The sequence below is a fragment of the Streptomyces odontomachi genome (assembly GCF_024435355.1).
In the GTDB taxonomy this organism is placed as follows: domain Bacteria; phylum Actinomycetota; class Actinomycetes; order Streptomycetales; family Streptomycetaceae; genus Streptomyces; species Streptomyces odontomachi.
On sequence record NZ_JAMJWG010000002.1, the window covers coordinates 388728 to 413239 of the forward strand.

The window sequence follows — 24512 nt, forward strand, 5'->3', positions numbered from 1 at the left end:
ACCCCATGCACGGTGACCTGCAAGCCCTCGGCAGGGCAGTGAAGCAAACCCAGTACCGACAGCACCGAGCCCTCGACACCGCGCTGTCCGCGGTGGGCACGACGCTCGCCCAGTGGGACGCCCTGCGCGCGATCAGCCGTTCTCCCGGGGCTTCGGCCCGCACCCTGGCCGCGGCGACCTTCCAGAGCGAGCAGGCGTTCGGCGCGCTGGCCGGCCGCCTCCTGGCCCACGGCCTGGTCGAACGCCGCCCGGGCCACGGCCGGCGGAACGCACACCACCTCACCCCCCGTGGCGAACAACTGCTCGCCGCAGGACACAAGGTGGCCGACGAGGTGCTCGCCGCCTGCTTCGCCCCGCTGTCCGACGCCGAGCGCACGACCCTGCTCGACCTGCTCCAGCGCCTGGCCGCGGAAGACGACGGCCGGCCCGACGCGTCAGGCTCCGGGACGCGGCCTTCGCACTGATCCGCCGCCGCTGCGACCGAGCGCGAGATCAGACGAAGGCCGCAGTCCCCCGCCGTTGGACGACAGTCGTGTGGGACTAGGAGAGCCCCGCCAGGGCCGGCTTGGTCGTACGCCGACGCCCGGGTGCGGGACCGGGTCCCGGACCGGGACCGGGTCCGGGTGCGGGCCCGGCTTCGGGACTCATGCTGCCGCTCACGGCACGTAGCTGTAGCAGGTCACCCACGTGGTCGCTATGGTGGCGTGCGCGCCCACGGCCGCGTACGCGCCCGACAGCGCGCTCTCGTTCTGTAGCACCCACTCCATCGGCTCGTCGCTGATCTGGTCGTTCGCGGTCAGCACGAGCTTGCCGTCCAGGTAGTACTTCACCTGGTCCGGCGTCCACTCGATCGACGTCGTGTGCGTGACGTTCAACCATGCTGCGCCGGTGTCCACGCTCTCCTCGCCCGGGTGCGTGAAGCCCTCCAGGGTGTCGTCCTGGAACGAGCCGCCCGCCTCGGGGAAGTCCATCTCGTAGGGGTCCTGGTAGAACAGGTGCGCCATCTTGAAGCCGGGGTCCGCCTTCGTCACCCGGAAGCGCTCGGAGTACTTCCCGTACGTCTGGTTCGTGCACTTCTTCGGGACGACCGCGCCCACGTAGTTGTCGCCGCTCGTCGGCCGGTACATGTCCACGACCAGGGTCCCGCCGCCGTCGTAACCGTTCGGGGTGACGGAGACGGTCTTGTCGGCGCGGTACTCCCCGCCGAACGTCCGGGTGTTGCCGTTGCTGTGGTTCTTCGGGTTGGCCGTGTCGTACCAGCCCGCGGGGTACGCCCAGAACTCCGCCTGGTAGTCCGACGGCAGCCCGCCGCAGTACGCCGACGGTGTGTCCACGTTGTGGTCGCAGTCGGAGAACGAGCCGAGCGCAACGGTGTCCCCGTTGAAGTTCTCCGCGAACACCTGCGTGAACGGGCCGCAGTTCCCCGAAGGCAGGTTGTTGTCCGAGACATGGCACGCGTCCTGCGAGGGGAACGTATCGGCGGCCGGCGAGGGCAGGGCGAAGCCCAACACGAACGCCAGAGCCACCGGTAACGTCGCGGCGGCCTTGCGGTAGGGGTGAGGAAAATTCATCTGCGAAGCGTAGGACGCGAAACGCCTGTCCGACGCTGCTTCCGGGCCGGGAATTCCACGGTCGCCGGATATGCGGTCGCCGGATGCGCGGTCGCCGTATCGGACGCCGGCCATCTGCAACTACGGGCGGGGAACCTGTCCGTGCTCTGGCCCCTCCTGCGGGCCGCAGAGGTCCGCTGCCTGGTCGTCTCGGGAGGCGCCGACCGCGAGGACACCATCCGCGCCCATGCCGCACTGCTTCCCGGAACGACGCTGCCCGTGTGCCGGCTGCACGCCGGACCCGCTGCCTTGACGGACCGGATCGAACGGCGAAGTGAGGGCGAAGGCCCGCAACTGCCGGGCGACGAGATCAAGGGCTTGACCGCCGGCGCGCTGCATCGTCTGGCCGCGCAGGCGGCCGACGAAGCCGAGACGCTGCACCGCGCAGGGGTCGGCGACGTGTGCGTGGACACCGACGGCCGGTCGGTGCAGGACGTCGTGGCACGCCTGTGCACCCTCATGGAATGCTGACGAGAAGCCGGCCGAGAAAGGGCCCCCAAGCGCCGTGCCACCCGGGGCGATCGACCGGGGTCCGGAAAGGGCGCGGAGCGGGCAGCCAGGGCACGTGAGGAACCCAGGGCACGTGAGGAACCCGCGGAAGTCGGCTCGCCGGCCGGCCGTCGCGGCCGCGTGCCGGGGCTTGACCAGCTGGTCCGTTCGGCTCCACACCGGTCGTCCGAACGGGTGGACCCCGCGCCGTCCAGCTTGCGTAGTCGCCTCACCGGTGCGGGATCGCGCTGGACTGGTGGTCGGGCGCGCCCCTTCCCGTCCGCCTGCCACCCGCGCCCATCGACCACCCGTTCTCGCGAAGGGTCACGCGCCGATGTCGCACGCCTCACGCCGTGGGTCCTCCTCGGGCGTGCCCAGGCTGGTCGAGCTGCCGATCCGCGTCGTGGCGGCAGCGGCACTGGCCGTCGACGCCTACGTGCACGCCGACCTCGCCCCCACCTACGACCTCAACTCCGCCAGCATCAGCCAGGGCGACCTCTTCCGCATCGAAGCCGCCCTGGCCGCGCTCGCCGCGCTCCTCGTGCTCTTCTTCAGAAACCGTCTCGTCCGCGCGTACGCGTTCCTCGTCGCGGCCGGCGGGCTCGCCGCGGTGCTGGTCTACCGCTATATCGACCTCGGGGCGTTCGGCCCGTTCCCCGACATGTACGAGCCCCTCTGGTTCGCGGAGAAGACCGCCAGCTTCGTCGCGGAGGCGGTGGCCACGGGGGCGACCGCGGTCCTCCTCGCGCTGCCGCGTCGCCGTTGACCGTCAGTCACCGGGGCCGCCTCACCATCCCACCGACAGGAACTTGGCGATCGGTGGCCCGAACCGATCGGTGTCGATGAGGAACGCGTCATGTCCCTGGGGGGACTCCAACGGCAGGAACTGCACATCGGTGCCGCCTGCGGTGAGCCCCTCGGCGATCTGTTGCTGCTGCTTCAGCGGGAACAGGATGTCCGTGCCCACGCCCATCACCAATGCCTTGTCCAGGCGCAGGCCCGACAGTGCGTCGCCCACCGGCACGCCGCAGCACTCGGCCAGGTCGAACTGGTCCATGGCATGGCTGAGGTAGAGGTAGCTGTTGGGGTCGAAGGCGTGCAGGAAACGGTGGGCGTGGAATTCCAGATAGCCCTCCATCTCGAATTCCATGCCGAACGGCACCTTCGCCGGGCGGCGCGGACCGCTCAGCCGTGCACGGCCGAACCGGCTCTCCCACTCCCCGGCCGAACGGTAGGTCACCATGCCCAGCTTGCGCGCGATCAGCATGCCACGCTGGGGATACCGCTGTGCGTGGTACCGGCCCTGGTCCCAGTGCGGGTCACTGCGGATCACCTCGCGTTGCAGCGACCTCAGGGCGATGGAGTACGGCAACGAGTGCACGGCGCCGGATATGTTGATGTGGCTCCGCGCTATTCCGGGATGCCGGGCGAGCAGCGCCAGCGCGCTCATTCCCCCCATGGAGGAGCCGATCACGCAGTCCAGCCGCTCGAAACCCAGCGCGCGCACCGTGTAGGCAGCGGCGTCGGCGATGTCCTCCATCGTGAGGTCGGGGAAATCGAGCCGATAGGGCTCACCCGTGCTCGGGTCGATCGAGGCGGGCCCCGTCGATCCCTTGCAACTCCCCAACGAGTTGACGCAGATCACATACCAGTGGTCCGTGTCGATGGGCTTTCCCGGCCCGAGCATGGCTTGCCACCATCCCGGGCTCGGGTCGTCCGGATGCGAGGCCGGGTGTGCATCGGCCGAGAGGCCGGTGAGGAGCAGGACGACACCACGCGCCGTGTCCGTTTTCCCGTGGGTCTCGTAGCCGATGCGCGCACCGTGCAGCGTGCCACCGCGCTTCATCGGAAATCCGTCGGGCAGGTCGACGAAGCGCGTGGCAGGGGGGATGAATTCCCTCATGCACCTCTCCCCCTTCAGGTTCAGGCGCCGCTGGGGCCCTCGTCGAGCGAGGTGAGCCATGCGTCGTCCGAGCCCTCGGCCAGTTCCTCGAACAGGTAGCTGGACAGATAGCGCTCGCCGGTGTCCGGCAGCATGACGAGCAGGACCGAGCCCTCCGGGGCGCTCTCCGCGACGCGCAGCGCCGTCGCCACGGCGGCTCCGGCCGACATGCCGGTGAGGATCCCCTCCTCGGCGGCGAGCCGGCGGGCGGTCTCGCGTGCCACGGTCTCGTTCACGGTGGTGAGCTCGTCTATCACGCTCTCGTCGAGCACCCCGGGCACGAAGTTGGGGGCCAAGCCCTGGATCTTGTGGTGGTGCCACTCCCGGCCGGCCAGCACGGCGGCGTTCTCCGGCTCGAAGGTCACGATCCGCACACCGGGCCGGGCGAGCTTCAACATCTGGCCGACGCCGGTGAGGGTGCCGCTGGTGCCGGAGCCCGTGATGAAGTAGTCCAGCCGCTTCCCGGCGAAGTCGCTGAGGATCTCCGCCCCCGTGGTCTCCCGGTGGTAGGCGGGGTTGGCCGGGTTCTCGAACTGCCGGGGCCGGAACCAGCCGTGCTTCTCCGCCAGCTCGTCGGCCCAGCGGTTTCCGCCGGCGCTGCCCGTCTCGGGCACGGGGAAGAGGAGGACCCTGCCGCCGTAGGCCCGGATGAGTTTGCGCCGCTCCACCGAGAAGGTGTCGCCCATGACCGCCACGAACTGGTAGCCGCGCGCCGCGGCCACCATCGCCAGCGCGATGCCCACATTGCCCGAGGTGCACTCCACGATCGTGTCGCCGGGCTTCAGTTCTCCCGACGCCTCGGCGTCGAGGATGACGGAGAGCGCGAGGCGGTCCTTCACCGACCCGCCGGGGTTGAACGCCTCCGCCTTCGCGTAGAGCGTGACGTGGTCGGGGGCGACGCGGTTCAGTCTGACGATGGGTGTGCGGCCGATGGTGTCGAGAATGCTGTCGTAAAGAGGCATGGCGGAGCTGTCCTTCGTAGGCGAATGCTGCGGGCCGGCCAGGTGGTGCCCGGTCGGAGGGGTCACTCGGCGCGTCAGCCGACCAGCGAGTCCTCGACGTCCTCGAGACTGCGCAGCTCTCGGGCGATCGCCATGAGGTCCTCAGCGCAGCCGGACAGGATCTCCGCGACGGCGGTTCTGTCGTGCATCGGAATGGTGGGGGCGAGGCGCTTGAAGTCCTCGGTGTTCAGCAACTGCCTGCGCAGTTGCTGAAGGACGAACCTGCCGTTCTCCCTGAGCCGGAGTGCGGGATCCTTGCGGAGCCGGTGCAGCAGCGTGATCCGCTGCTGCAGGTCGGGTCCTGAGCCCTCCCCCGGACGCTCGGACACCGCCGGCGGGATGCTCGGTCGGCTCTCCCCGCCGCCCTTGCGCTGGCTCTCCGGGACCGGTTCCTGACCGCTGGCCAGACGCCTTCGGACATCGCGTGCGGTACCCGTGGAGATCCCGGACTGCCGGGCGATCTCCCGCAGTGAGGCGTTCGGATTCCGCCTGATGACATCGGCGGCCGCGAGACGCCCCGCGGTCGCGCTCGACGGTCGGGCCCGCCCGTCACGGCCGATGCGCACCAGCGGCTGGGCGCCGTCCTCGCCGGACTGCCGCCGGATGGCGGCCACGTACTTGGCGCTCAGGCCGCTCAGCTTGGCGATGCTCCGGTCGGACCAGTCCGGGTGGTACCGGAGGATGCGCAGGACGGCCTGCCTGCGCTCCTCGCGGGAGAGCGGGAGGCCGTGGCGCGCATTGGCCTCGACCGCGGCCATGAAGGCCTCTTGCTCGTCGCCGTCGAACCACTGCACGGCGAGGGTGTGCTGGTTGCGCAGTATCGTCGCGTGCACCCGATGCATTCCGTCCACGACGCGCATCGTTTCCCGGTGCACCAGGATCGGCTGGAACTCCGCACCGCCCTCGGCGAGCCGCTGCACATGCTGGGGGTCGATGTCGAAACGTGGTGAGTCTGCCGGCCGCAGGGCAACTATGTCGATCTGGAAGCTTTCTTCCTGATCCTGGTCTAAGAGTTTCGGCATGGCGGGGATTTCCTCAGTACGAGCAAATATTGACTCTACAAACCCTCAACGCGAGGTTTTCTCACGCGGGAATGGCGGCGATTCACTGATCGGGGTCGTGCGGCCGGTGGGCCGACGCGCCCGGACGGCGGGCAGTGCGGGTTACGAGGTGCGGACCCGCCGTGCCCCCAGCCACACCAGGACGGCTAACGCCGAGGTGAGGGCCGCGGGAGTGAAGCGCAGGACCTGCTGCGGCAGTGCGACCGACCAGCCGAGGAGTAATGCGGAGAGCCCGGCCGAGCTCAGGATGGTGCCGCGCATCACGGCGTTCACCCGCCCCGTCATCGCCTCCGGTATCGCCCGGAACCGGTACTCGTTCGTGGTGACGTTCAGCGCCCCCTCGCCCGCCATCAGGCCGCAGAAGCCGAGGATCACCAGGGCGTACCAGGGCGTCAGCAGCCCTGCGCAGCTGACGGCGGACAGGGTCAGCCACAGGCCGATACGGCGCTCCGCGCGCGCCTTCGTCCAGACCCGGCTGCCGAGCCACGCACCCAGCGCCGTGGCCGCGGATCCGCTGGCGAGCACCAGGCCGCCCAGGCTGACGGACCAGTGCCAGGTGGTGCCGACGAGCACCAGCAGGACGGTGGGCACGGCACCGGCGCCGAGGTTGTAGAGCGCGAGCACGGCGGTGAGCCGGGGAATGCCGCGGATCGTGCGGAATATCCGGAAACCCTCGATCTGCATGCGCAGGAAGCCGCGTTCGACGGCCGGCTTCTCGCCCTGCGGCAGGGCGATCGCGACCAGGGCGGTCAGCAGGAAGGTGGCCGCGTCCATCCAGAGCGCCCAGTAGTCGCCGACGGCCGCCAGGACGACACCGGCGACGGCGGGTCCTGCGGTAAGGGCGAGTTGGGTGCAGGCCGAGTACCTGCTGTAGGCCTCCGCCACCCGATCGCCGGGAGCGAGCTTGGGCAGCAGGCTGAAGTCACTGGTCAGGTTGGAGGCCACGGTGCCGAAGCCGGCCACCAGGAGCACGAGCAGCACCAGGCCGATCTGGTCCACCATGAGCAGCAGCGGGGTCAGCGCGACCAGGCAGCCCTGCATGAGCTCGGCGACCATGAAGACCCTGCGCCGCTCGTAGCGGTCGATCAACGTGCCCACCAGGGGCGAGGCGACGAACGGCAGGTACTGCACCCCGAGGCTCAGGGAGGCCAGGAGCGGCGAGCCCGTGCTGCCCAGGATCGTCCAGGGCATGGCGAGGCGGAGGAAGGTGTTGCCCAGTTCGGAGATCGATGCCGCGGACGTCAGCAGCCAGAACCGGCGCCACGGCGCCTCTCCCGAACGCCCCGACTCCGCGCCGGGCTCCGGGGACAGAGCGAGGGCCGAACCGAAGTCCTGCGCTCCGGACGGTGGTCCGGGTTGGCCGGATCCGGAGTCGTCGGAGCCCGTGGTGTCCATCCGTTGTCTCCGTTTCTCCAGGGTGAGCACGATCTCTTCGGGACGGGCGCGCCGTGGGTCGCACGGGCCGCCCACCCTTCTGACCGGGGTTCCGCCGCTGTCCGGGGGTCCCTCAGCGCACGTGTTCGGCGATGATGCGGGCGCAGTCGAGGGCCTCGGTGTGGGTGGAGTCGACCTCCACGTCGTAGACGACGCCCTTGTGCGCCAGCTTGGCCTGCATGGCCGCCATGCCGAGCACCCGGTCGCCGCGGACCATCTCGCGGGCCGCCGCGACCTCGGCGTCGCAGTGCACGCCGACCCACAGCACCTCGAGGCCTTCGAAGTGCGCGCGGACCCGGTCCTGGGAGGCCTGGCCGCTCAGGAAGACGTCGTCGAGGATGATCCCGACGCCCTCCCGGGCCATGGCGGCGATGCCCGTCGTCCAGGCGCGCTCGGCCGTGCGGAAGTCGTCGCCGAGCGACACCTCACCGCCCTCGCCCAGCTTGACGCCGCCGTCGGAGTCCATCTGCTTGGCCGGCATCGCGGCGATGAGGTCGTCCACGCTGAAGCTCAGCCACAGCTCGGGAAGGATTGCCTTCAGGCAGCGGGCGATCCCGGTCTTGCCGGAACTGGATCCGCCGTTGATAACGATGATCTGTGTGCTCACTTGACCTGTACGCCTTCCCAGATGATGCGGTCTGTCCTGCGGTGGTGTGCGGTCGCTCGTCGGGGACCGCGTGGTGCCGAACCGGATTCGTCCCGGGGCGCCCCGTGCTGCATGTCGCTCACCCGGCTCCTCGCCCGATGTGCACGCCCGGCGCGCCGCCTGCCTTCACTCCTCTTTCGCCGGTGCGGCGGGCGCGGTGGTGAGCGCGTAGGTGTCGACGATCCGTGCCATGTCCTTCTCCACCTCGGTGGGGGACGGCCCGCCGACCAGGAAACCACCCGTGTTGGGCCATACGTCCCCGGTCCCCCGCAGCACGTCGCCGACGGCGGGGACCCTGCTGCCCAGCACCGAGTCGGGAAGGTCCTCGAGTCCGGTGATCCGGCTGACCACACGGGGCTCCGGCACGTTCAGGGGCAGGTACAGCCACCCGGAGGAGGCGGGATCCCGGTGGTCCAGCATGGTCCTGGGCGTGCTCACCTCCGAGGGCCTGCCCATGCAGGCGAGCACCGCCTCCCGGGCCAGGTCGACACCGAAGACGGTGCGCTGGTGCCAGGAGATGCCGGCGCCGCCGAAACGGTTGCCGATCTCCAGGAAGACCAGTTCGTCGCCGGGCGTGTGGAACAGCTCGAGATGGATCACGCTGTCCCGCAGCCCGAGGGTCCGAAGGACGGTCGTGGTGAAGGCGCGGATGCGCGCCACCAGGGCCGGGTCGTCCGGGGTGACGGCGGCCAGCGGCGCGTTCCCGTGCTGGAAGTCGAAACAGGTGTCCAGGTAGCGCGAGGCGCAGAACCAGCGCAGCGTGCCGTCCTGTACGACGCCGTCGATGTGGTAGATGGAGCCGTCGATGAACTCCTCGGCCTCGTAACCCGCTTCCAGGCCGCCCTCGGCGGCGAGCCCGAGGAGCGCGGCGGCGTCGTCCAGGATGTGCACGCCGATGCTGGCGGCCTGGCTGCGCGGCTTGAGCACGACGCGGCCGGGGGCCCGGTGCGCGAAGGCCTCCAGCTCCGCCCGTCCGGTGTCGGGACCGACGGCCAAAAAGCGTGGTACGGGTATCCCCGCGGCCGCCACAGCCTGCTTCATGGGCACCTTGTCCCGGCACAGCACCGCCGTGCGCACCGAGGTGCCCTGGAGCCCGAAGTGCTCGCGCAGCCGGGCCGCCGGCAGCGTGGTGTGCTCGTACAGCCCGACGATCGCGGCCGGCGGCCCGAACTCGGCTGCCAGCGACTCGACGACGGCACGAATGCGGTCGAAGTTGCGGTCGTAGGTGTCCAGGTCGGCATTGCTCACGTCGCCGGAGGCCGGTAGGTCCAGGAGTGCGACCCGTGCGAATCGTGCGGCCAGTTCCTCGGGGAGCCGGGCCGCGCTCGCACGCGGCAGGACCACCGTCACACGGTCGGCGTCGAAGTCGACGGCGTGGGCCTCGGATGCGTGGAAGCCGACGTGGACGATGTGCTGCCCGGCGTGCACCTCGGTGGCGGTGGCCCGGTCGGTGCCCGCGCTCACCCGCGCACCGCCATCGACTCGTGCAGGAACAGCCGCTTGGACGTGCCGCCGCGCTCCCTGACGTAGGCCACCAGCTTGTTGCTGTCGATCATCGCCGGGTGCTTGTCGTCGTACTCGACGCACATCACCGCGCCCAGCCAGGGCTCCTGGCCCATCGCGTACACGTAGACCGAGCTGGCCCGGAGCGTGTCGACGATGGCCGAGGCCTGCTCGAAGTTGGAGCCCTTGAGACGGCGACCCGCGTCGATCCTGCGCTCCAGGCGCTCCGGGAAGAGCGGCCCGTACAGCCAGCTGACCGGGGCGCCCACGCTCTCCATCCCGATGAAGACCGTGTCCACCTGGCCCACTGCCGCCGTGACCTGCGCATACAGCTGGGGCGAGATGTTGGTGGAGTCGGCGGCGAACAGGACGCGGGTACCGTCCAGGTCCAGCAGCCAGCCGCACTTGGTACGGATCCGGATGTCGCCGTGCTCGCCGAGGAAGGGCAGCGCGGTGATGGTGCCGCCGGGGGTGCGAAGGGTGTCCAGGTCGTCGAGTTCCACGACGTCGTCGAAGCCGAGGGCGCGCAGGATCCGCTTCAGGTCCGGGTCGACGAGGCTGGAGCCGGCCGACTTCGCGATGACGACGCGGCCCACCCGGTGCCTGATCCTGAGCAGCGTCTCCAGGAGCATGTGGTCCTGGTGGTTGTGCGTGATCAGCACGTTGTCGATGCGCTCGGGCAGATCGTCGAAGGTGAACCGGCCGTCGCTCTCGTGCGAGTAGCCGCTGTAGCTGATCACCGGGTCGACGAGGAACGTGGTGCCGCGGTGGCGGACGAACACGCAGGCGTGGCCGACGTACTCGATGGTGTCGTCCTGCGAGGGGGCGGCCGGTTCGGGAGTCTCCTCGAAGAAGCCCTTGAAGGTGGTGGCCCGCTCCCCCTCGATGCCGAGGTCGGCGGCGAACTGGTCCAGCTCGCGGGGGTCGAGCCCGCCGGCGAAGACCCTGTCGAGCAGCGGCGAATCCAGCGGAACGGTCACCAGCACCTGCTCGGGCGTGTACTCGAGTACCGGCGTGGTGAGGGCGAACTCCCTGGCGTCCCGCTCGATCGTGGAGAACCGGACCTGCTGAAGCCCTGGATCGAAGTACGGGGACGCGTAGAGCAGCGGCTCGATGAAACGGTAGTCGGGGGTCCGGTTGTCCCGGTTGTAGAACAGCTCCACCCGCCCGGCCAGCGGCTCGGGCAGCTGGCGGTACACCGGCTCCATGGTGGCACCGTCCAGGGTGGGCAGGATCTTCTGCTCCAGCTCCTCGATGGCGTCCGCGAGTTCCATGAGCGGGGCGTACTGCTCGCGCACGGTCTCGTACCAGCTGCGGATCCTGTCGTACGAGCCCGCGCACTCGTGCACGAAGGGCCCTCCCTGGAAACGGGCCTGCTTGAGCGCCGTGCGGTGCGCGTCGGGCTTTTCCAGATAGGACTCGACGATGTTCCGGTAATGGCCCTTCAGGTATTTCGCCAGGGTGAAGGGCGGCAGCAGATACGACCAGGCGTACCACCCGGCGACAGCGGGCTCCGCAATGACATTTCGCTTCAGCGACAGAAGCGGCGCCGGTGAGTGCAGCGATAAGGCCACGTCAGCCCCCATTCTCATCAACGTAGTACTGGAACACGGAAGTCGTCTCGATGCCCGGCGGTCCGCGGCAGCCGCCGGCCTCCCTCTGATCGGTGCCGTTCGACGGCGGCGCCCGGGTCAGAGCGGCATGAGCGAACCGCCCGGAGGCGGCGTCGTATCCGGCGCGGCAGGATCTCCCGCGTCGGACATCTCAAGGGGACGGGCCCCGGCGTCGAGGAACCGCCGGAAGGGGAGGTCCGCGCTCCCCGGCGCTCCGGCGGGCCGCAGGGCCGCCTCGTGGTGCACCTGCCGCATCAGGTGCCCGCTCACAGCCGAGGATATTGCATTCGTACACCCGTCCGCGCGTGCAGCGTGGCATGAGATTGGCAAAGCCGTGGTGGGAGATCTCCTTGCCCTCGTCTTACCGGTGTTCCCCGGTGCGAACACGGAGCGCCGCCGGCTCTGCGCAGTGCCCATGCGCTACTCCCCCCAGGTGTTTGCGTCGCAGGTCCCGGATGATCGGCCGGTCGGTGGCGTGCACCCGTTCGCCCCAGCCCGCCGCGCCGATCCACTGCCGGAGTGCCGCAAGGAGCGGAAGCTCGGCGGTGCCCGCCCGGGTCACGGTGGTCAACCACTCCTGCGCGTCCACGACCTGGTGCGCTTCGAAACCGAGCTCGTCGCGCAGCTCCTCGACGTCGTAGGTGCGGTGCACGAGGACGGACTCCTCGGCCGCGCCCTGCGCGTCGGCCGCCGCCAGCAGCGCCGTTGCGACGTCGGCGACATGGCAGACCGGGACGCGGCCCTCCAGCCGGGGCAGCGCACCGTGCCGCAGCGACAGCCGCAGCAGCTGGGCGAACACGTCCCGCTCCAGGAACGCGTGCTCCCGGTCGGTGTGCCCGTACACCAGCCCGGCGCGCAGCAGGTCGATGCGGCAGCGGTCGCCGGACAGCGCGCCGGCGTAGCCCTCGGCGACGAACTTCGACTGCGAGTACGGGTCCCGGACCGCGGCCAGCGCTTCCTCGCCGAGCGGCACGAAGCGCGGGCCGACGGAGGCGGCGGACAGGAACACGAAGCGCGGTGCGTCCAGCGCGGCGGCGGCGCGCACCAGGGTGCGGGTGGTGGCGATGCTCCCGTTCACCTGGCGCTCGAGCGGCAGCAGATGGTTGACCTCGAAGCCACAGTGCACGACGGGCCCCCAGCGGAGGTCCGGCCCGTCACCACCGCTCCCGGCGAGGCGCTCGGCGTCTTCGTATCCGAGGAACTCGACGTCGGCGAGGTCCGCGGGAGCACGCTCGAAGCGTGCGCAGTGCCGGGACACCAGGTGCTCGGGGTCGCTGGTGGTGACGACGGTGAGTCGACGGTCGCCGTCCAGGAGGCGGTCCAGGACGTGGCCGCCGATGAAGCCGCCGGCGCCGGTGAGGGTGAGGGCCGCGGCGCGCTCCCGCGCGCGTGGGGTCGCCGGGCGCAGCGCGGCGAGCTCGGCCGGCAGCGCGGCCAGCTCCGTGGCGACACCGGCGAACACGCCCGGCACGGGGTCGTGTGCCTGCGGGGCGGCGGTCCCGCGCTCGCCCGCGGTCCCGTCCCCGGACCGGTCGTGCAGTCCGGCGAGGAAGCCCGCAACGCTGAAGTCGTAGTTGAGCAGGTCGAAGACCTCCTGGACCGGGTCCTCGCCGTAGATCTCGCTCAGTTCGACCTGGATCCGTACGAGCGCCAGCGAGTCCCCGCCCGCGTCGAAGATCGAGGTGTCGGGTTCGACGTCGACGCCCAGGACGCCTGCCACGATGCCGTGGACGATCGCCCTGTCGTCGCCGGAGGCCGACCGCGCGTCCGCGGGGGGCGTGTCGTCGGCCGCGCCCGCGCGGTCCGCGGCCTGCTGAACGAGGGTCCGTACGGCCGCCTTGTCCGCCTTGCCGTTGTTCGTGAGCGGCAGCTCGGGGAGCGCGAGCAGGACGTCCGGCACCTCCCAGGGCGGCAGTTGAGCACGCAGCTGCGCCTTCAGCTCGGTCTCCTGACGGGTGGTCGCGGTGTGCGCGAGCACCAGCGCGGCGCCGTCCTGGAGTAACACGGCCGAGGCGTCCAGGAGCTTGGCCACCCTGCCGCTCAGCTCGGTCAGGCCGATCCGGTGGCCGAGCCGCTTGATCTGCTCGTCGAGTCTGCCCAGGTAGAACACCTCCCCGTCGACGAGCTCGACCTCGTCGCCCGTGTGGTAGGCGGGAGAGCCGTCGACGGTGGTGAACGGACCGGTCTCCTCGGCGGACGCGGCGGACGCGGCGGACGCCCCCTCGTAGCCGAGCGCCACCCCCGGGCCGACCAGGACGAGCTCGCCGCGGCCGGCAGCGGCATAGCCGCCCTGCGCGGCGTCGTACACCCGAGCCGTGTAGCCGTCGATGGGGCGGCCGACGGAGGTCGTGAAGCGCGACGGCTCCGCGACGCTGAAGCACACCGTGCCCTCGGTGGGACCGTAGGCGTTCAGGACGCGGCTGTAGCGGGCGGCGGCGCGGAACTCCACCTCGGAGAGTGCCTCACCGGCGAAGACGACCGTGCCGATCGATTTGCGTGCTTCGTCGTCCAAACGCGCGTAGACCGAGGGCGGCAGTGTGATGATGTCGCAGCCGCGGTCCCGCAGATGCCGTCCGACCGCGCTGAGCCACGAGCCGCCCTCGCCTGGCGGCACCACCAGCTGCGCACCGGCGTACAGGGCCACCAGGATCTCCGCGATGGAGGCGTCGAACGACAGCGACGAGAACTGCACCACCCGGTGCCCCGGCTTCACCCCGAAGAGCCGGGTCTGGGCGCGGCACAGGTTCTCGATGCCGGCGTGGCCGACGTTCACCAGCTTGGGAAGGCCGGTGGAGCCGGAGGTGAAGATCGAGTACGCTGCCGCCGAGCCGGGCACGGCCTTCGCGTCACCACGTTGGCCTGCTGCCGCGGCGGCGCGCGTGATCTCTTCCGCTGCGAGCACCCTGACGGCCTCGTCGTGTTCCACGCCCACTTCCCGGAGCGCGGTGAGCGAGTCCGGCGAACAGCAGACGACGAGACGGGGGGCCGCGACGCGGATCGCCTCCCCCATCCGTTCCGCGGGCAGCGTGGGGTTCAGCGGGGTGTGGACGAGCCCGGCGCGCATCACCGCCAACGCCCAGATGAGGGCCTCCGCGGTGTGCTCGCCGATCAGGACGACGCGGCCGCCGTCCGGGCAGAGCCGGCACAGCTGCGCCGCGCGCTCCCGGGTGACCTGGTCGAGCTCCGCGTACGTCCAGCTCTGCGCTCCCGATTCCAGCGCCACCAGGTCGCCATGGCACCCGAGGTGGTGGGCGACGAAGGCAGGCAGTTCCACGAAGTACCTTCTTTCAACTCGCTGAACGCGGCGGTGCACGGGAGTGGGCGGTGGGCTGGGCCCGTCGGCCTGCGCGCGCCGGGGCACGCGCGGGGCCCTTCAGCGCATACGGCGGGTCATTGCGCGGTCTTGACCGGTCCGCTCCGGGACCCGACCCGCTCCTCGAGTTCGCCGAGGATGTTCCGGGCGTCCTCGGTCGGCAGGAAGGCCCGCTTGTACTGCAACCGCAGCAGTGGAGGCCCGGGCAGGGACCGGTCGGCCAGGAACTTCAGGTCCTCGAACATCCGGCGGCTGCGCACCGGGATCCAGCGCCACCTGCCGGGTTCCGGCCGCATGAGTGTGGTGTCCGAGACCACGATGCGCGGCATGCGGCAGCGGCCGCAGGCGGCACCGAAGGTCTTGAGGTCGGAGACGGTGAAGCGGCCGAGCGAGTCGTAGAACTCCCGCTTCTGCCGGAAGTACTCGGGGGTGTAGTCGGACGCCAGCTCCCCGCGCACGACCAGCGGTTTGATCTCGGCGAAGTAACCGCCCTTGCGGGCGAAGTCCCAGCGTGACACCGGGTATTGCAGCACCAGCCCGCCGCCGATGTTCCTCAGCACCGTGTCGGTGACGGCGCTCAGCAGCTCGTCGAAGGAGATGCCCCGGCGCAGCGGCAGCCACTGTTCGTCGGTCGCTGCGATGGTCGGAATGCCCTTGCGACCCGGTACCGGCAGCTCCCCCAGCTCGTGCTCGACCAGCGCGGGATCGGCCGGCGGGAGCGCCGCGTACCTGGCGAGCAGCGCCGCGTGGTCGCGGTAGCGGCCGGCGACGGGGCGGGTCGGCTTGCCCTGCACCTGCGCGCGTATCGCCTTGAGCACGGCCAGCGCGTCGGACAGGTCGACGACCATGTGGTTCATCTTGACGAAGACCACGTGCTCGCCGTCCGCATGCGGCCACATGGCGATGTGCACGGCCTCGTCGAGCCGCAGGGGACGGGAGTTGTGGTAGTCCGAGACCGTCTCGGCGAGCCGGTCGGTGTCACCGTCCAGGAGCGTCTCATGCAGGACGACGGTGGCGGCCGTCTCGGCCTCGTCCCTGCCGAGCAGGTTCGCCAGGGCATGCGTGAGCCCCAGTTCGCGTGCGAACCGGAGGAGGCCGGCCGGATCGGCGGCGCATGCCGGGTCCAGGGTGCCGATCCAGGCGGCGCAGGGGTTGACGTCGCAGTCCAGGTCGAGGTCGCGGAGGAACCGGAAGAGGTCCTGCACGCCGAGTGCATCGGGCCGTAGGGAAAATCCGGACATCAGCCTTCAGTTCCCCTCGGGTTCGGTGCAGCCGGCAGGACGGAGCGCTCGCACGGAGACACCGGCGAGCGTGGTGGAAACGGGCCCGGCCATCGCTGCCGTGCCTGGACTCAACATGGCTGAAAGTCTGTCGAGCACCGTGCCGCACGGCAAGCGCGTTCAAGGACAGGGGGTGGCGTGCAACCGCGGCCGAGCGGTGTGCAACCGCGGCCGCGCATCAGTTGGACACTGCTGGTCCGGCGCCTGCCGGGCGAGCATGAGCCGACCCGGGGAGTTCGACGGCTGCCGTATCATCCCCGGTGCCGCGACCCGGCCTTCCTTTCCCACCTGTACTCCCCTTTCCGCCATATCCGCAGAAGGAGCTTCCACGCGTGGTGAATTTCGCCGTCTTCGACCTCGATGACACCCTGGTGGACAGCACCGACGCCATTGACCGGTGGTTTGCCGAGCTGGCCGGGCAGCGCGAACTGGGGGCGGAAGGACTGGAATTCCTCCGTGCGGAACAGCAGCGTCCGGTAGCCCCCCGGGAGACCTTTCGCGTCATCGTCGAACGCTTCGGTTTCTCCGAGTCCCCGGCCGAACTCCAGGCCCTCTTCTGGGAACGCTGGCCACGCCTGGTCCGGCCGTTCGGCGGTGTCATCGAGCACCTGCGCCTGCTGCGCGGGGCCGGCTGGCGGCTCGCCGTGCTGACCAACGGCCCGGAGTCGGTGCAGCGCCTGAAGATGGGCGACGAACTGGCCGGTCTCTTCGACGCGGTGTGCTTCGCCGACGGCACACAGGTGCCCCTGAAACCCGACCCGGAGAGTTTCCGTCTCGTTGCCCGCCGCGCCGCCGCCGAACTCGAGGGGGCGTGGATGGTGGGTGATTCCCTCGTACACGACGTCGCGGGAGCCACCGCGGTGGGCATGGAGACGATCTGGATCTCGGGCGGCCGGAAGCCGGCGCCCGGAGAGGCCGTTCCGGGTCGGGTGGTGGCCACGGTCACCGAGGCGTTCCGGCTCCTGCTTCCGGAGGGCGCCCGGGGTCTTCGGAGCCCACAGCGTCCGGAGCACGCTGATCGGTGAGGTACGCCACCCCGGAGCGCACCCCCCACCGATAGGTGCCAAGGCCGCACAGCGCCACCGCAAGGGTGTCCCACGGCGCGGGAATCGCTCCCATACCGCCGAAGGTCCCGAGCCCCGACAGCACCAGCAGCCACACCAGGTACACCAGCAGCCAGGTGCCCCTGCGCACCTCGGCCACCACGTCGAGCTGCCCGCGACGCAGTGCGGCGAACAGCAGCACGGTGCCCAGCAGCACCGGCAGTGCGACACGCAGGGTGTGCCAGCCGGACCAGTAGACGAGCTCGGCCGCCACGACGAACCCGAGCGGCAGGATCCAGCCCAGCCCTCGTACCCAGCCCGCCAGCCGCTCGGGAGCGGCGGTGCGGAAGGTGGCCGCCGCGACGGTGCACAGCGAGTACGTCAGCAGGGCGAGCACCCCCACGACCGCGATGATCTGCTGCCATCTGCTGGACGGCAGCAGGCACACCATGCTGAGCACGAAGTTCAGCGCCAGCGCGTTCCTGGGCACCCCGGCGCCCTCGTCCACGTGCGTGAACAGCTTCGGCAGCCCGCCGTTCTTGGCCACCGCGTACGTCTCCCTGCCGCCGGCCGCGACGATGACGTACGTCGAGCCCGACGGCGACAGCACCGCATCGGCGTAGATGACGGTGGCGAGCCAGCCCAGGTTGAGCAGCAGCGCGAGCTCCCCGTAGGGCGAGGCGAAGCTGAGCCCGGCCCAGCCGCCCGGCCCGAGGCGCTCGGATGGCACCGCGAGGACGAAGGTCACCTGGAGCACCACGTTCAGCACCACGGAGAGCCCGATGGCGGTCAGGACGGCGCGCGGGATGTCCCGGCGGGGGTTGCGCGCCTCGGCCGACAGCTCGATCGGGGCGGCGAAGCCGTTGAGCGCGTAGATGATGCCGCCGCCCGCGATGGCCGTCAGGACCGCCGACCACCCCTGCGGCGCGAGTCCGCCCCCCGCGGAGACGTTGCCGGGGTGGAAGCTGGACAGCAGCAGCGTCACCACGGTGATCAGCGGCACCGCCACCTTGATCACGGTGACCAGCAGGTTCAGCCGGGCGAAGAGCTTGACGCCGAACGAGTTGAGCAGCACCAGGGCCGCCAGCAGAACGGCACCGACGACCTTGCCCTCGGCCGACATCGCGTCATCGACGTAGAGGCCGGGCAGGTAGCGGTCCGCGTACTGCACGATGGCCGAGGTCTGCGCCGCCATCGTGCTGGCGACCGCCAGGAGCATGGCCCAGCCGATCAGGTTTCCGGCCAGCGGGCCGTTGGCGAGCAGCGGCCAGCGCACCATGCCGCCGGCTTGCGGGGTGCCCGCACCCAGTTCGATGAGCACCACGGCGATCAGCATGACCGCCACGCCCGCGATGATCCAGGAGAGCACGGCCGCCGGGCCCGCGAGGGCGGCAGCGTAGAAGGCGCCGAACAGCCAGCCGGAGCCGATGATGCCGCCGAAGGCCACGCCCGTCAGGCTCCAGAAGCCCAGGTCGCGCCGGAGCCGGCGGTCCTGGTCGGGCTCGGGCCGCGTGGCGGGATCGGGTGCCACGACCGTCATGCGGTCACCTCCGCGTGCCCGAGCAGACCAAGCAGCGGGCGTGTGCGCCGCGTTCGCAGTTTCACGGTGTCTTCCCTTACGTGCGATCAGCGACGAGTGCCGCCAGACGGTCGATGCCGAATTGATCTGAGGGCCCTGGTACGGGCGGTGCGCTGGGCAGGGGGCCGCGCCGGTGCATCGCCGGTGCATCGGCCGGCGATGTCGCTGCGCAGGGCCATGGAGGCCGGCGCCGGATCGGGCACCGGCGTGCAGCTCGCCGATGTCCGCGCAGGACGCCCAGGGTGCGCTTCGCGGGCGCCGGTCAAGGGGCGGGGCGGGTCCCGGTCTCCTCGGGCAGGGGGCGCGAACGCAGTTCGACCAGCCGTTCCGGGGCTTCGAGGTCGGTGAGGACCTCGGCCAGCCCCTCCCCCACCGCGATCACATGGCCGTAGCGCGTGACGAACGCGTCGGGCGGCAGCGCCAGGCGCTTGCCTGGACGGACGGTGACGCCGGTCTCGTGGATGGTCGGCCCGAAGCGCTCCCGGTGCACCAGCACCTCCACGGCCTCGCAGCGCGCCTGCGGCAGCAGGAACCGGACGGCGGCGGCCTTGCGGAAGCGCGGCTCGGTGACGGGTGTGCGGCCGGCCGCGACGTCCGCGGCGGCGACGGTGGGGTCGGTGCCGGTGGCCAGCAGGCCGAGGTAGGGGATGAGGTCGCCGCCGAGCCGTGCGTTGACCTCCACGAGCCGCGGTCCGTTCGGGGTGAGCTTGAACTCGGAGTGCGTCGCGCCGTGCACCAGGCCCAGCGCGCGGTGGATCGCGCGGAGCTGCCCGAGCAGTTCGGCGTCCTGGAGCAGTGGGTCGCCGGCATCCACGTCGTGCCCGGTCTCCTCGAAGTACGGTTCGAGCCCGAGCCGCTTGCGCGCCAGGACGGTGGGGACGACCTCTCCCCCGTGGATGATCGCGTCGATGCTGATCTCCGGGCCGGTCAGGAACTCCTCCACCAGCACGTTCGCCGCGTGCTTGGCCATGCCCAGCAACTCGGCGGCGTGCGCGGTGGCAAAGGCCTCCGCGATGTCCTCAGGTCCGTTCGCGCGTACGACTCCGACGCTGGCGGCCATGGCCCGGGCCTTGACGATCACCGGGTAGCCGATCTTGTCGGCCGCGACGAGGGCCTCTTCTTCGGTGGTGACCGTGTACGAGGCGGGTTGCGGCACGCCGGCGGCGGCGAGCACGGCGCGGGTGGTCGCCTTGTCGCGGCAGGCGCGGACGGCCTCCGGTGGGCTGCCGGGCAGTCCGAGGTCGTGGGCGAGCTGGGCGCAGAAGACGACCTGCGACTCGTCGTAGGTGAACACGCCTGCGACCGGCAGGGATTGCACGACCGCGAGTGCCGCCGCACGCAGCGCGCCCGCGTCCCGTGTGTCGACCCGGGTGGCGCCCGTGCAGTAGGCCAGCTGCCAGGTGGCCTCGTGCGAGTCCAGGAGCCATAACCGGTAGTGCTTCGACACGGCGGCCAGGAGGTACTCGCGATAATGCCGGTATCCACTGCCGACCAGCAGTAGGACCGGCGCGTTTTCTGTCATGACGGTTCCTTCTGCGGGTACGGAGTTGCATACGCGTGCCGAGACGAATACATCCATCGCCCACGCTATGGGCGCCCGAATACCTACCTGCGCGGCCGAGAATCTGTCAACTACGAACAGGAAAACGGCTTGTACAAGCGAGCACGTGCCGACAGAGCGGCCGTGCAAGTGGGGAAAAGGCGCAGTTGCACGGCCTCTGAACGGCCCTTGCGCGGGTCCCGGGCATGTGCCATAAAGATCCGGGCATCGGGGTCCGACGCATCTGGACCGCCCCAACAATAGGGAGGTTCGACTGTGACCGATCGAATCCTGCAGCTCATTGCATCGGCGATCGAAGAGATCAATGAAATGCGCGAGGAAGACATCCCTACCGATGACATACTCGACCTGCGCCTCTACGGCAGTGGAGGGGTTTTCGAGTCGATGTACCTCGTGGCCTTTCTTTCACAGGTGGAAGAGGGCCTGGAAGATGAATTCGGAGTGGATGTCTCGCTGGCCTCCGAAAAGGCCGTGTCGCTTCGGGTGAGCCCGTTCAGCAGTGTCCGCCGTCTGATCGCCTTCATTGAGGAGGAGCTGCAACTGGCCGGCGCGACCGTATGATCATCATGATCACCGGCACGCGTACCGGTATCGGCAGGGCGCTCGCCGAGTACTTCCTCGAATCCGGCCACCAGGTCATCGGTTGCAGCAGAAAACCGTCGGACATCGAGCACGCGAGGTATCAGCACCATGAAGTGGACCTGACCCAGAACTCTCAGGTGAAGAAGATGTTCCGGGAGGTCAGGCAGGAACACGGCCATCTGGACGCGCTGGTGAACAACGCCGGCACCGCCACCATGAACCACTTCATGACCACCCCGGACGAGACGGCCAGAAGAATCTTCGACATCAACTTCTTCGCCGTCCTGAACTGCTGCCGGGAGGCGGCGAAGCTGCTGCGCAAGTCGAGCGAGCCGTCCACCGCCATTCTCAACATCTCCACGGTCGCGGTGCCGTGGGCGCTGGACGGCCAGCTGGTCTACACGGCCAGCAAGAGTGCGGTCGAGCAACTCGTCCGGGTCATGAGCAAGGAGCTGGCCGGCTTCGGCATCCGGGTCAACGCCCTCGGTCTGCCACCGGTCCGCACCGTCCTGACCAGGACGGTGCCCCAGCCGAAGATCGACGCACTCGTCGAGCGCCAGGCCATACGCCGTATGTGCACGATGTCCGACCTCGTCGGCCCGGTGGAGTTCCTCATCGGCCCGCAGTCGGCGTTCGTGACAGGGGAGACCGTCATGCTTGGGGGTGTGCACTGAATGCGGGATGAACTGATCCGCCGCTTCGAGGACTTCGGCACCCGGACCGCGCTCTACGAGCAGCGGACCGGCTTCACGTACGCCGACCTGCTGGACCGGATCCGCCGCGTCCGGGACCGGCTGGGCGCGGCGGGTGTCGCCGCGCACGACACGGTCGTCGTGAACGGCGACTACTCGCTGGACTCCATAGCGACGCTCCTCGCGCTGTACCTCAACAGGAACGTCGTCGTGCCCGTGGTGGCGCTCAACGCCACGAACCTCGACACCATCACCGAGTACTGCCGCCCCAGGTACCTGGTGAAGCCCGGCGCGGAACCCGACATCCAGGCCCTGGAGCCGCCGGACGCGGACTCCGCGGGCAGGCTGGGCGACCTCAGTGCCCAGGAGGCCGCCGGGCTCGTGCTGCTCAGCAGCGGCAGCACCGGCGCCCCGAAGGTCATCCTGCACAACCTGGACGCCCTGGTCGCGGAGAAACTCAAGAAGCGTCCCCGGCAGCGGCGGAACGCGCTGAACATCCTGATGGTCCTGATGTTCGACCACATCGGCGGCATCAACTCGCTGCTCAGCACGGTGCTGGTGGGCGGTACCGCGATCCTCCCGGAGGAGCGCGTCCCCGACGAGATCTGCGGGCTGATCGAGGAGCACCGGATCCTCGTGCTGCCGACCAGCCCCACCTTCCTGAACCTCATCATGGTCGGCGACTACCACCGCAAGTACGACCTCAGCAGCCTGCGCCTGATCACCTACGGCACCGAGCCGATGTCCGAGGAACTCCTCAAGCGCGTCAACCAGTGCTTTCCGGGGGTCCGGCTGCTTCAGACCTTCGGCACCAGCGAGACCGGCATCGCCACCACCACGAGCGAGTCCTCCAGCAGCACCTACTTCAAGATCTCGGATGCCGGCGTCGAACACCGCGTCGTCGACGGCGAGCTCCAGCTGAGGAGCAGGACCCAGTTCCTCGGCTACCTGAACTACCCGGACGACTCCCTGACCGAGGACCGCTGGTTCCGCACCGGCGACCTGGTCGAGGAGGGCGCCGACGGCTATCTGCGCATCAAGGGCCGGGCCAAGGAAGTCATCAACGTGGGCGGCGAGAAACTGCTGCCGCTCGAGCTGGAGTCCATCCTGCTGGGCAGCCCGCACATCGAGGAGTGCGTGGTCTACGGCCGCCCGAACGCCATCACCGGTCAGACGGTGTGCGCGGACATCAAGCCGAAGGACGGGCTGACCCGCGCCGAGGTCCGCAAGCACGTCGTCGAGTTCCTCACGGGCCGGGTGGAGCCGTTCAAGATCCCCTCGAAGATCGCCGTGGTCGACTCCGTCGAGATCACCAGCCGTCTCAAGAAGGTTCGGCCCCTTCCGGGCAGCGACCCCGCGTGAGCAGGACAGCCCCGAACCGAGCAGGACAGCCCCGAAGCACCGCCCAGACGACCGGTTCCACACAGCACACCACAGGGAGAGCGCGATGGCACGATCGAAGGTATCCATCATCGGGGGCGGTCCGGCCGGCAGCGTCGCGGCGCTCACCCTCCACAAGCTCGGCCATGACGTCACCGTCTACGAGCGGAGCCGGTTCCCGCGCTACCGCATCGGCGAGTCCCTGCTCCCGGGCACGATGTCGATCCTCCAGCGCCTCGGTCTCCAGGAGAAGCTCGACGCGCAGAACTACGTGAAGAAGCCCTCGGCCACCTTCCTCTGGGGCCAGGACCAGGCCCCGTGGACCTTCTCGTTCGCGGCGCCCAAGGTCGCCCCCTGGGTCTTCGACCACGCCGTCCAGGTCGATCGGCGGCAGTTCGACCAGCTCCTGCTGGAAGAGGCCAGGAACCGCGGGGTCACCGTGCTCGAGGAAGCCAACGTGACCGAGGTGGACATCTCCCGACCCGACGGAGTCACTCTCACCGTCCGTCACAACGGCGAGACCCTGCATCCCGAGAGCGACTTCGTCATCGACGCGGGCGGCGCCAACAGCCCGCTCGCCCGCCAGCTCGGCGTGCGGCGCTACGACGAGTTCTACAAGAACTTCGCGATCTGGTCCTACTTCACCATGAAGGACCCCTTCGAGGGCGATCTGAAGGGGACCACGTACTCGATCACGTTCGAGGACGGCTGGGTCTGGATGATCCCGGTCAAGGACGACGTCTACAGCGTCGGGCTCGTCGTCGACCGCGACAAGGCCGGCGAGGTGCGGGAACTGGGCGCCGACGAGTTCTACCGCAGCACCCTCGCGAAGTGTGCGGGCGCCGTCGAGATCCTCGGGGACGCGCCGCAGGTGGACGAGGTCCGCATCGTGCACGACTGGTCGTACGAGGCCGAGTCGTTCTCCGCGGACCGGTACTTCCTCTGCGGTGACGCCGCCTGCTTCACCGACCCGCTGTTCTCCCAGGGCGTTCACCTGGCCTCGCAGTCGGCGGTGTGCGCCGCGGCGTCGATCGACCGGATCGCCCGGGACGAGGCCGAGAGCCAGGCCGTCCACGCCTGGTACAACCGCACCTACCGGTCGGCCTACGAGGAGTACCACGAGTTCCTCGCGTCCTTCTACACCTACGCCTCCTTCACCGAGCCGGACTCCGAGTTCTGGCGCAAGCGGCGGATCACCGAGTCCGACGACGAGCGGCTGAGCCGCAGGACGTGGTTCGAGAAGCTGGCGGGCGGCGGCGCGGACGGCAACGGGGTGACGGTGCCGAACTTCCATGACCGGGCCGCCACGATGATCACCATCGGCAAGCACCAGCGCAAGGGCCTCAGCGACGAGTTCTCCGAGGAAGAGCTGAACGGCGCCCGGGTCCGCTGGATCAGCGACCTGACCAAGCGGCTCAACAGCATCACGCGGTTGCGCTGGAGTGGCGACAAGGCCCTGCTGAAGCCGTACTACCGGGTCGACCGGACGACCTTCCGGCTGGAACCGCGGGAGATCCTCGCCAACGAGGAGGGCCTGGACATGGCCCACTACCCGTTGGACGAGGAGACCCGGCAGGTGTTCCAGGAGCTCGCCGAGGAGGAGTTCGGCTACCGCGACCTCATCAAGCGGCTGCGCGGCGCGGGCCACCAGGAGATCGGCACCCAGCTCGTGCTCCGCCTCATGGAGGCCGGCCTCCTCTCCGGTTACGACAAGAACGGTGACCGGGTGATCGTCCAGGGCCGGCTGCACTTCGGTGGCGTCGGAGTCGAGTACGAGGTGTGA

Annotated in this window: 20 protein-coding genes; 8 read left to right on the forward strand and 12 right to left on the reverse strand. The window is 69.8% G+C overall.

The genetic code is table 11. The features are described 5' to 3' along the window. Positions 1-5 precede the first annotated feature (5 nt). Positions 6-464 carry a MarR family winged helix-turn-helix transcriptional regulator gene (locus NQO67_RS06330; protein WP_255947742.1) on the forward strand — a complete coding sequence of 153 codons (459 nt, stop codon included), beginning with the start codon at positions 6-8 and terminating at the stop codon, positions 462-464. Between the two features lie 192 nt (positions 465-656). Here the strand turns inward: NQO67_RS06330 and NQO67_RS06335 are convergent, their stop codons facing one another. After that, a complete protein-coding gene (locus tag NQO67_RS06335; RefSeq protein ID WP_255947744.1) occupies positions 657-1571 on the reverse strand; it encodes a glycoside hydrolase family 16 protein in 915 nt (304 codons plus the stop codon). A 141-nt stretch (positions 1572-1712) separates the two neighbouring features. Here NQO67_RS06335 and NQO67_RS06340 point away from each other — a divergent pair, with 141 nt between their 5' ends. Then, positions 1713-2081, forward strand: a complete 369-nt coding sequence (locus NQO67_RS06340) for a hypothetical protein (protein ID WP_255947746.1) — start codon at positions 1713-1715, stop codon at positions 2079-2081. 352 nt (positions 2082-2433) lie between these two features. Next, entirely contained in the window at positions 2434-2865 is a 432-nt protein-coding gene (locus NQO67_RS06345) for a hypothetical protein (RefSeq protein ID WP_255947748.1), read from the forward strand. Positions 2866-2886: 21 nt separating this feature from the next. Here the strand turns inward: NQO67_RS06345 and metX are convergent, their stop codons facing one another. The 9 genes from metX to NQO67_RS06390 all read right to left on the reverse strand — a co-directional run bounded on the left by metX (position 2887) and on the right by NQO67_RS06390 (position 15853). After that, the gene (metX, locus tag NQO67_RS06350) at positions 2887-4002 is read right to left on the reverse strand and encodes a homoserine O-acetyltransferase MetX (protein WP_255947759.1); all 1116 of its coding nucleotides are present in this window, start codon (positions 4000-4002) and stop codon (positions 2887-2889) included. A gap of 20 nt (positions 4003-4022) precedes the next feature. Continuing rightward, on the reverse strand, positions 4023-5003 hold the full coding sequence (cysK, locus tag NQO67_RS06355; RefSeq protein WP_255947760.1) for a cysteine synthase A: 981 nt from the start codon (positions 5001-5003) through the stop codon (positions 4023-4025). A gap of 74 nt (positions 5004-5077) precedes the next feature. Next, positions 5078-6064: a ParB/RepB/Spo0J family partition protein gene (locus NQO67_RS06360; RefSeq protein WP_255947762.1), complete on the reverse strand. Its 987-nt coding sequence runs from the start codon at positions 6062-6064 to the stop codon at positions 5078-5080. Between the two features lie 141 nt (positions 6065-6205). Beyond that, on the reverse strand, positions 6206-7498 hold the full coding sequence (locus NQO67_RS06365; RefSeq protein WP_255947764.1) for an MFS transporter: 1293 nt from the start codon (positions 7496-7498) through the stop codon (positions 6206-6208). Positions 7499-7610: 112 nt separating this feature from the next. Then, positions 7611-8144: a chloramphenicol phosphotransferase CPT gene (cpt, locus tag NQO67_RS06370; RefSeq protein ID WP_255947766.1), complete on the reverse strand. Its 534-nt coding sequence runs from the start codon at positions 8142-8144 to the stop codon at positions 7611-7613. Between the two features lie 165 nt (positions 8145-8309). Beyond that, entirely contained in the window at positions 8310-9647 is a 1338-nt protein-coding gene (locus NQO67_RS06375; RefSeq protein ID WP_255947768.1) for an ATP-grasp domain-containing protein, read from the reverse strand. After that, complete coding sequence (locus NQO67_RS06380) at positions 9644-11272, reverse strand: MBL fold metallo-hydrolase (RefSeq protein ID WP_255947770.1); 1629 nt, start codon at positions 11270-11272, stop codon at positions 9644-9646. The genes NQO67_RS06375 and NQO67_RS06380 overlap by 4 nt, the downstream gene beginning before the upstream one ends. Before the next feature lie 388 nt (positions 11273-11660). Then, positions 11661-14573, reverse strand: a complete 2913-nt coding sequence (locus NQO67_RS06385; protein WP_255947772.1) for an AMP-binding protein — start codon at positions 14571-14573, stop codon at positions 11661-11663. 116 nt (positions 14574-14689) lie between these two features. After that, positions 14690-15853, reverse strand: coding sequence for a hypothetical protein (locus NQO67_RS06390; protein WP_255947774.1), 1164 nt, complete (start codon positions 15851-15853; stop codon positions 14690-14692). Positions 15854-16224: 371 nt separating this feature from the next. Between NQO67_RS06390 and NQO67_RS06395 the strand changes: the two genes are divergently transcribed. Further along, complete coding sequence (locus NQO67_RS06395) at positions 16225-16917, forward strand: HAD family hydrolase (protein ID WP_255947776.1); 693 nt, start codon at positions 16225-16227, stop codon at positions 16915-16917. Here the strand turns inward: NQO67_RS06395 and NQO67_RS06400 are convergent. Together NQO67_RS06400 and NQO67_RS06405 are read right to left on the reverse strand one after the other, a co-directional pair. Further along, on the reverse strand, positions 16835-18475 hold the full coding sequence (locus tag NQO67_RS06400; protein ID WP_255947778.1) for an APC family permease: 1641 nt from the start codon (positions 18473-18475) through the stop codon (positions 16835-16837). The genes NQO67_RS06395 and NQO67_RS06400 overlap by 83 nt on opposite strands. Before the next feature lie 301 nt (positions 18476-18776). Continuing rightward, positions 18777-20036, reverse strand: a complete 1260-nt coding sequence (locus NQO67_RS06405) for an ATP-grasp domain-containing protein (RefSeq protein WP_255947780.1) — start codon at positions 20034-20036, stop codon at positions 18777-18779. A 294-nt stretch (positions 20037-20330) separates the two neighbouring features. Here NQO67_RS06405 and NQO67_RS06410 point away from each other — a divergent pair, with 294 nt between their 5' ends. The 4 genes from NQO67_RS06410 to cmlS all read left to right on the forward strand — a co-directional run bounded on the left by NQO67_RS06410 (position 20331) and on the right by cmlS (position 24512). Beyond that, positions 20331-20636, forward strand: a complete 306-nt coding sequence (locus NQO67_RS06410; RefSeq protein ID WP_255947782.1) for a hypothetical protein — start codon at positions 20331-20333, stop codon at positions 20634-20636. Positions 20637-20641: 5 nt separating this feature from the next. Then, positions 20642-21331 (forward strand): SDR family NAD(P)-dependent oxidoreductase, encoded by a 690-nt coding sequence (locus NQO67_RS06415; protein WP_255947784.1) that lies wholly within the window; start codon positions 20642-20644, stop codon positions 21329-21331. Beyond that, positions 21332-22711, forward strand: a complete 1380-nt coding sequence (locus NQO67_RS06420; protein ID WP_255947786.1) for a class I adenylate-forming enzyme family protein — start codon at positions 21332-21334, stop codon at positions 22709-22711. It begins immediately after the preceding gene. An 85-nt stretch (positions 22712-22796) separates the two neighbouring features. Beyond that, positions 22797-24512 carry a chloramphenicol-biosynthetic FADH2-dependent halogenase CmlS gene (cmlS, locus tag NQO67_RS06425; RefSeq protein WP_255947788.1) on the forward strand — a complete coding sequence of 572 codons (1716 nt, stop codon included), beginning with the start codon at positions 22797-22799 and terminating at the stop codon, positions 24510-24512.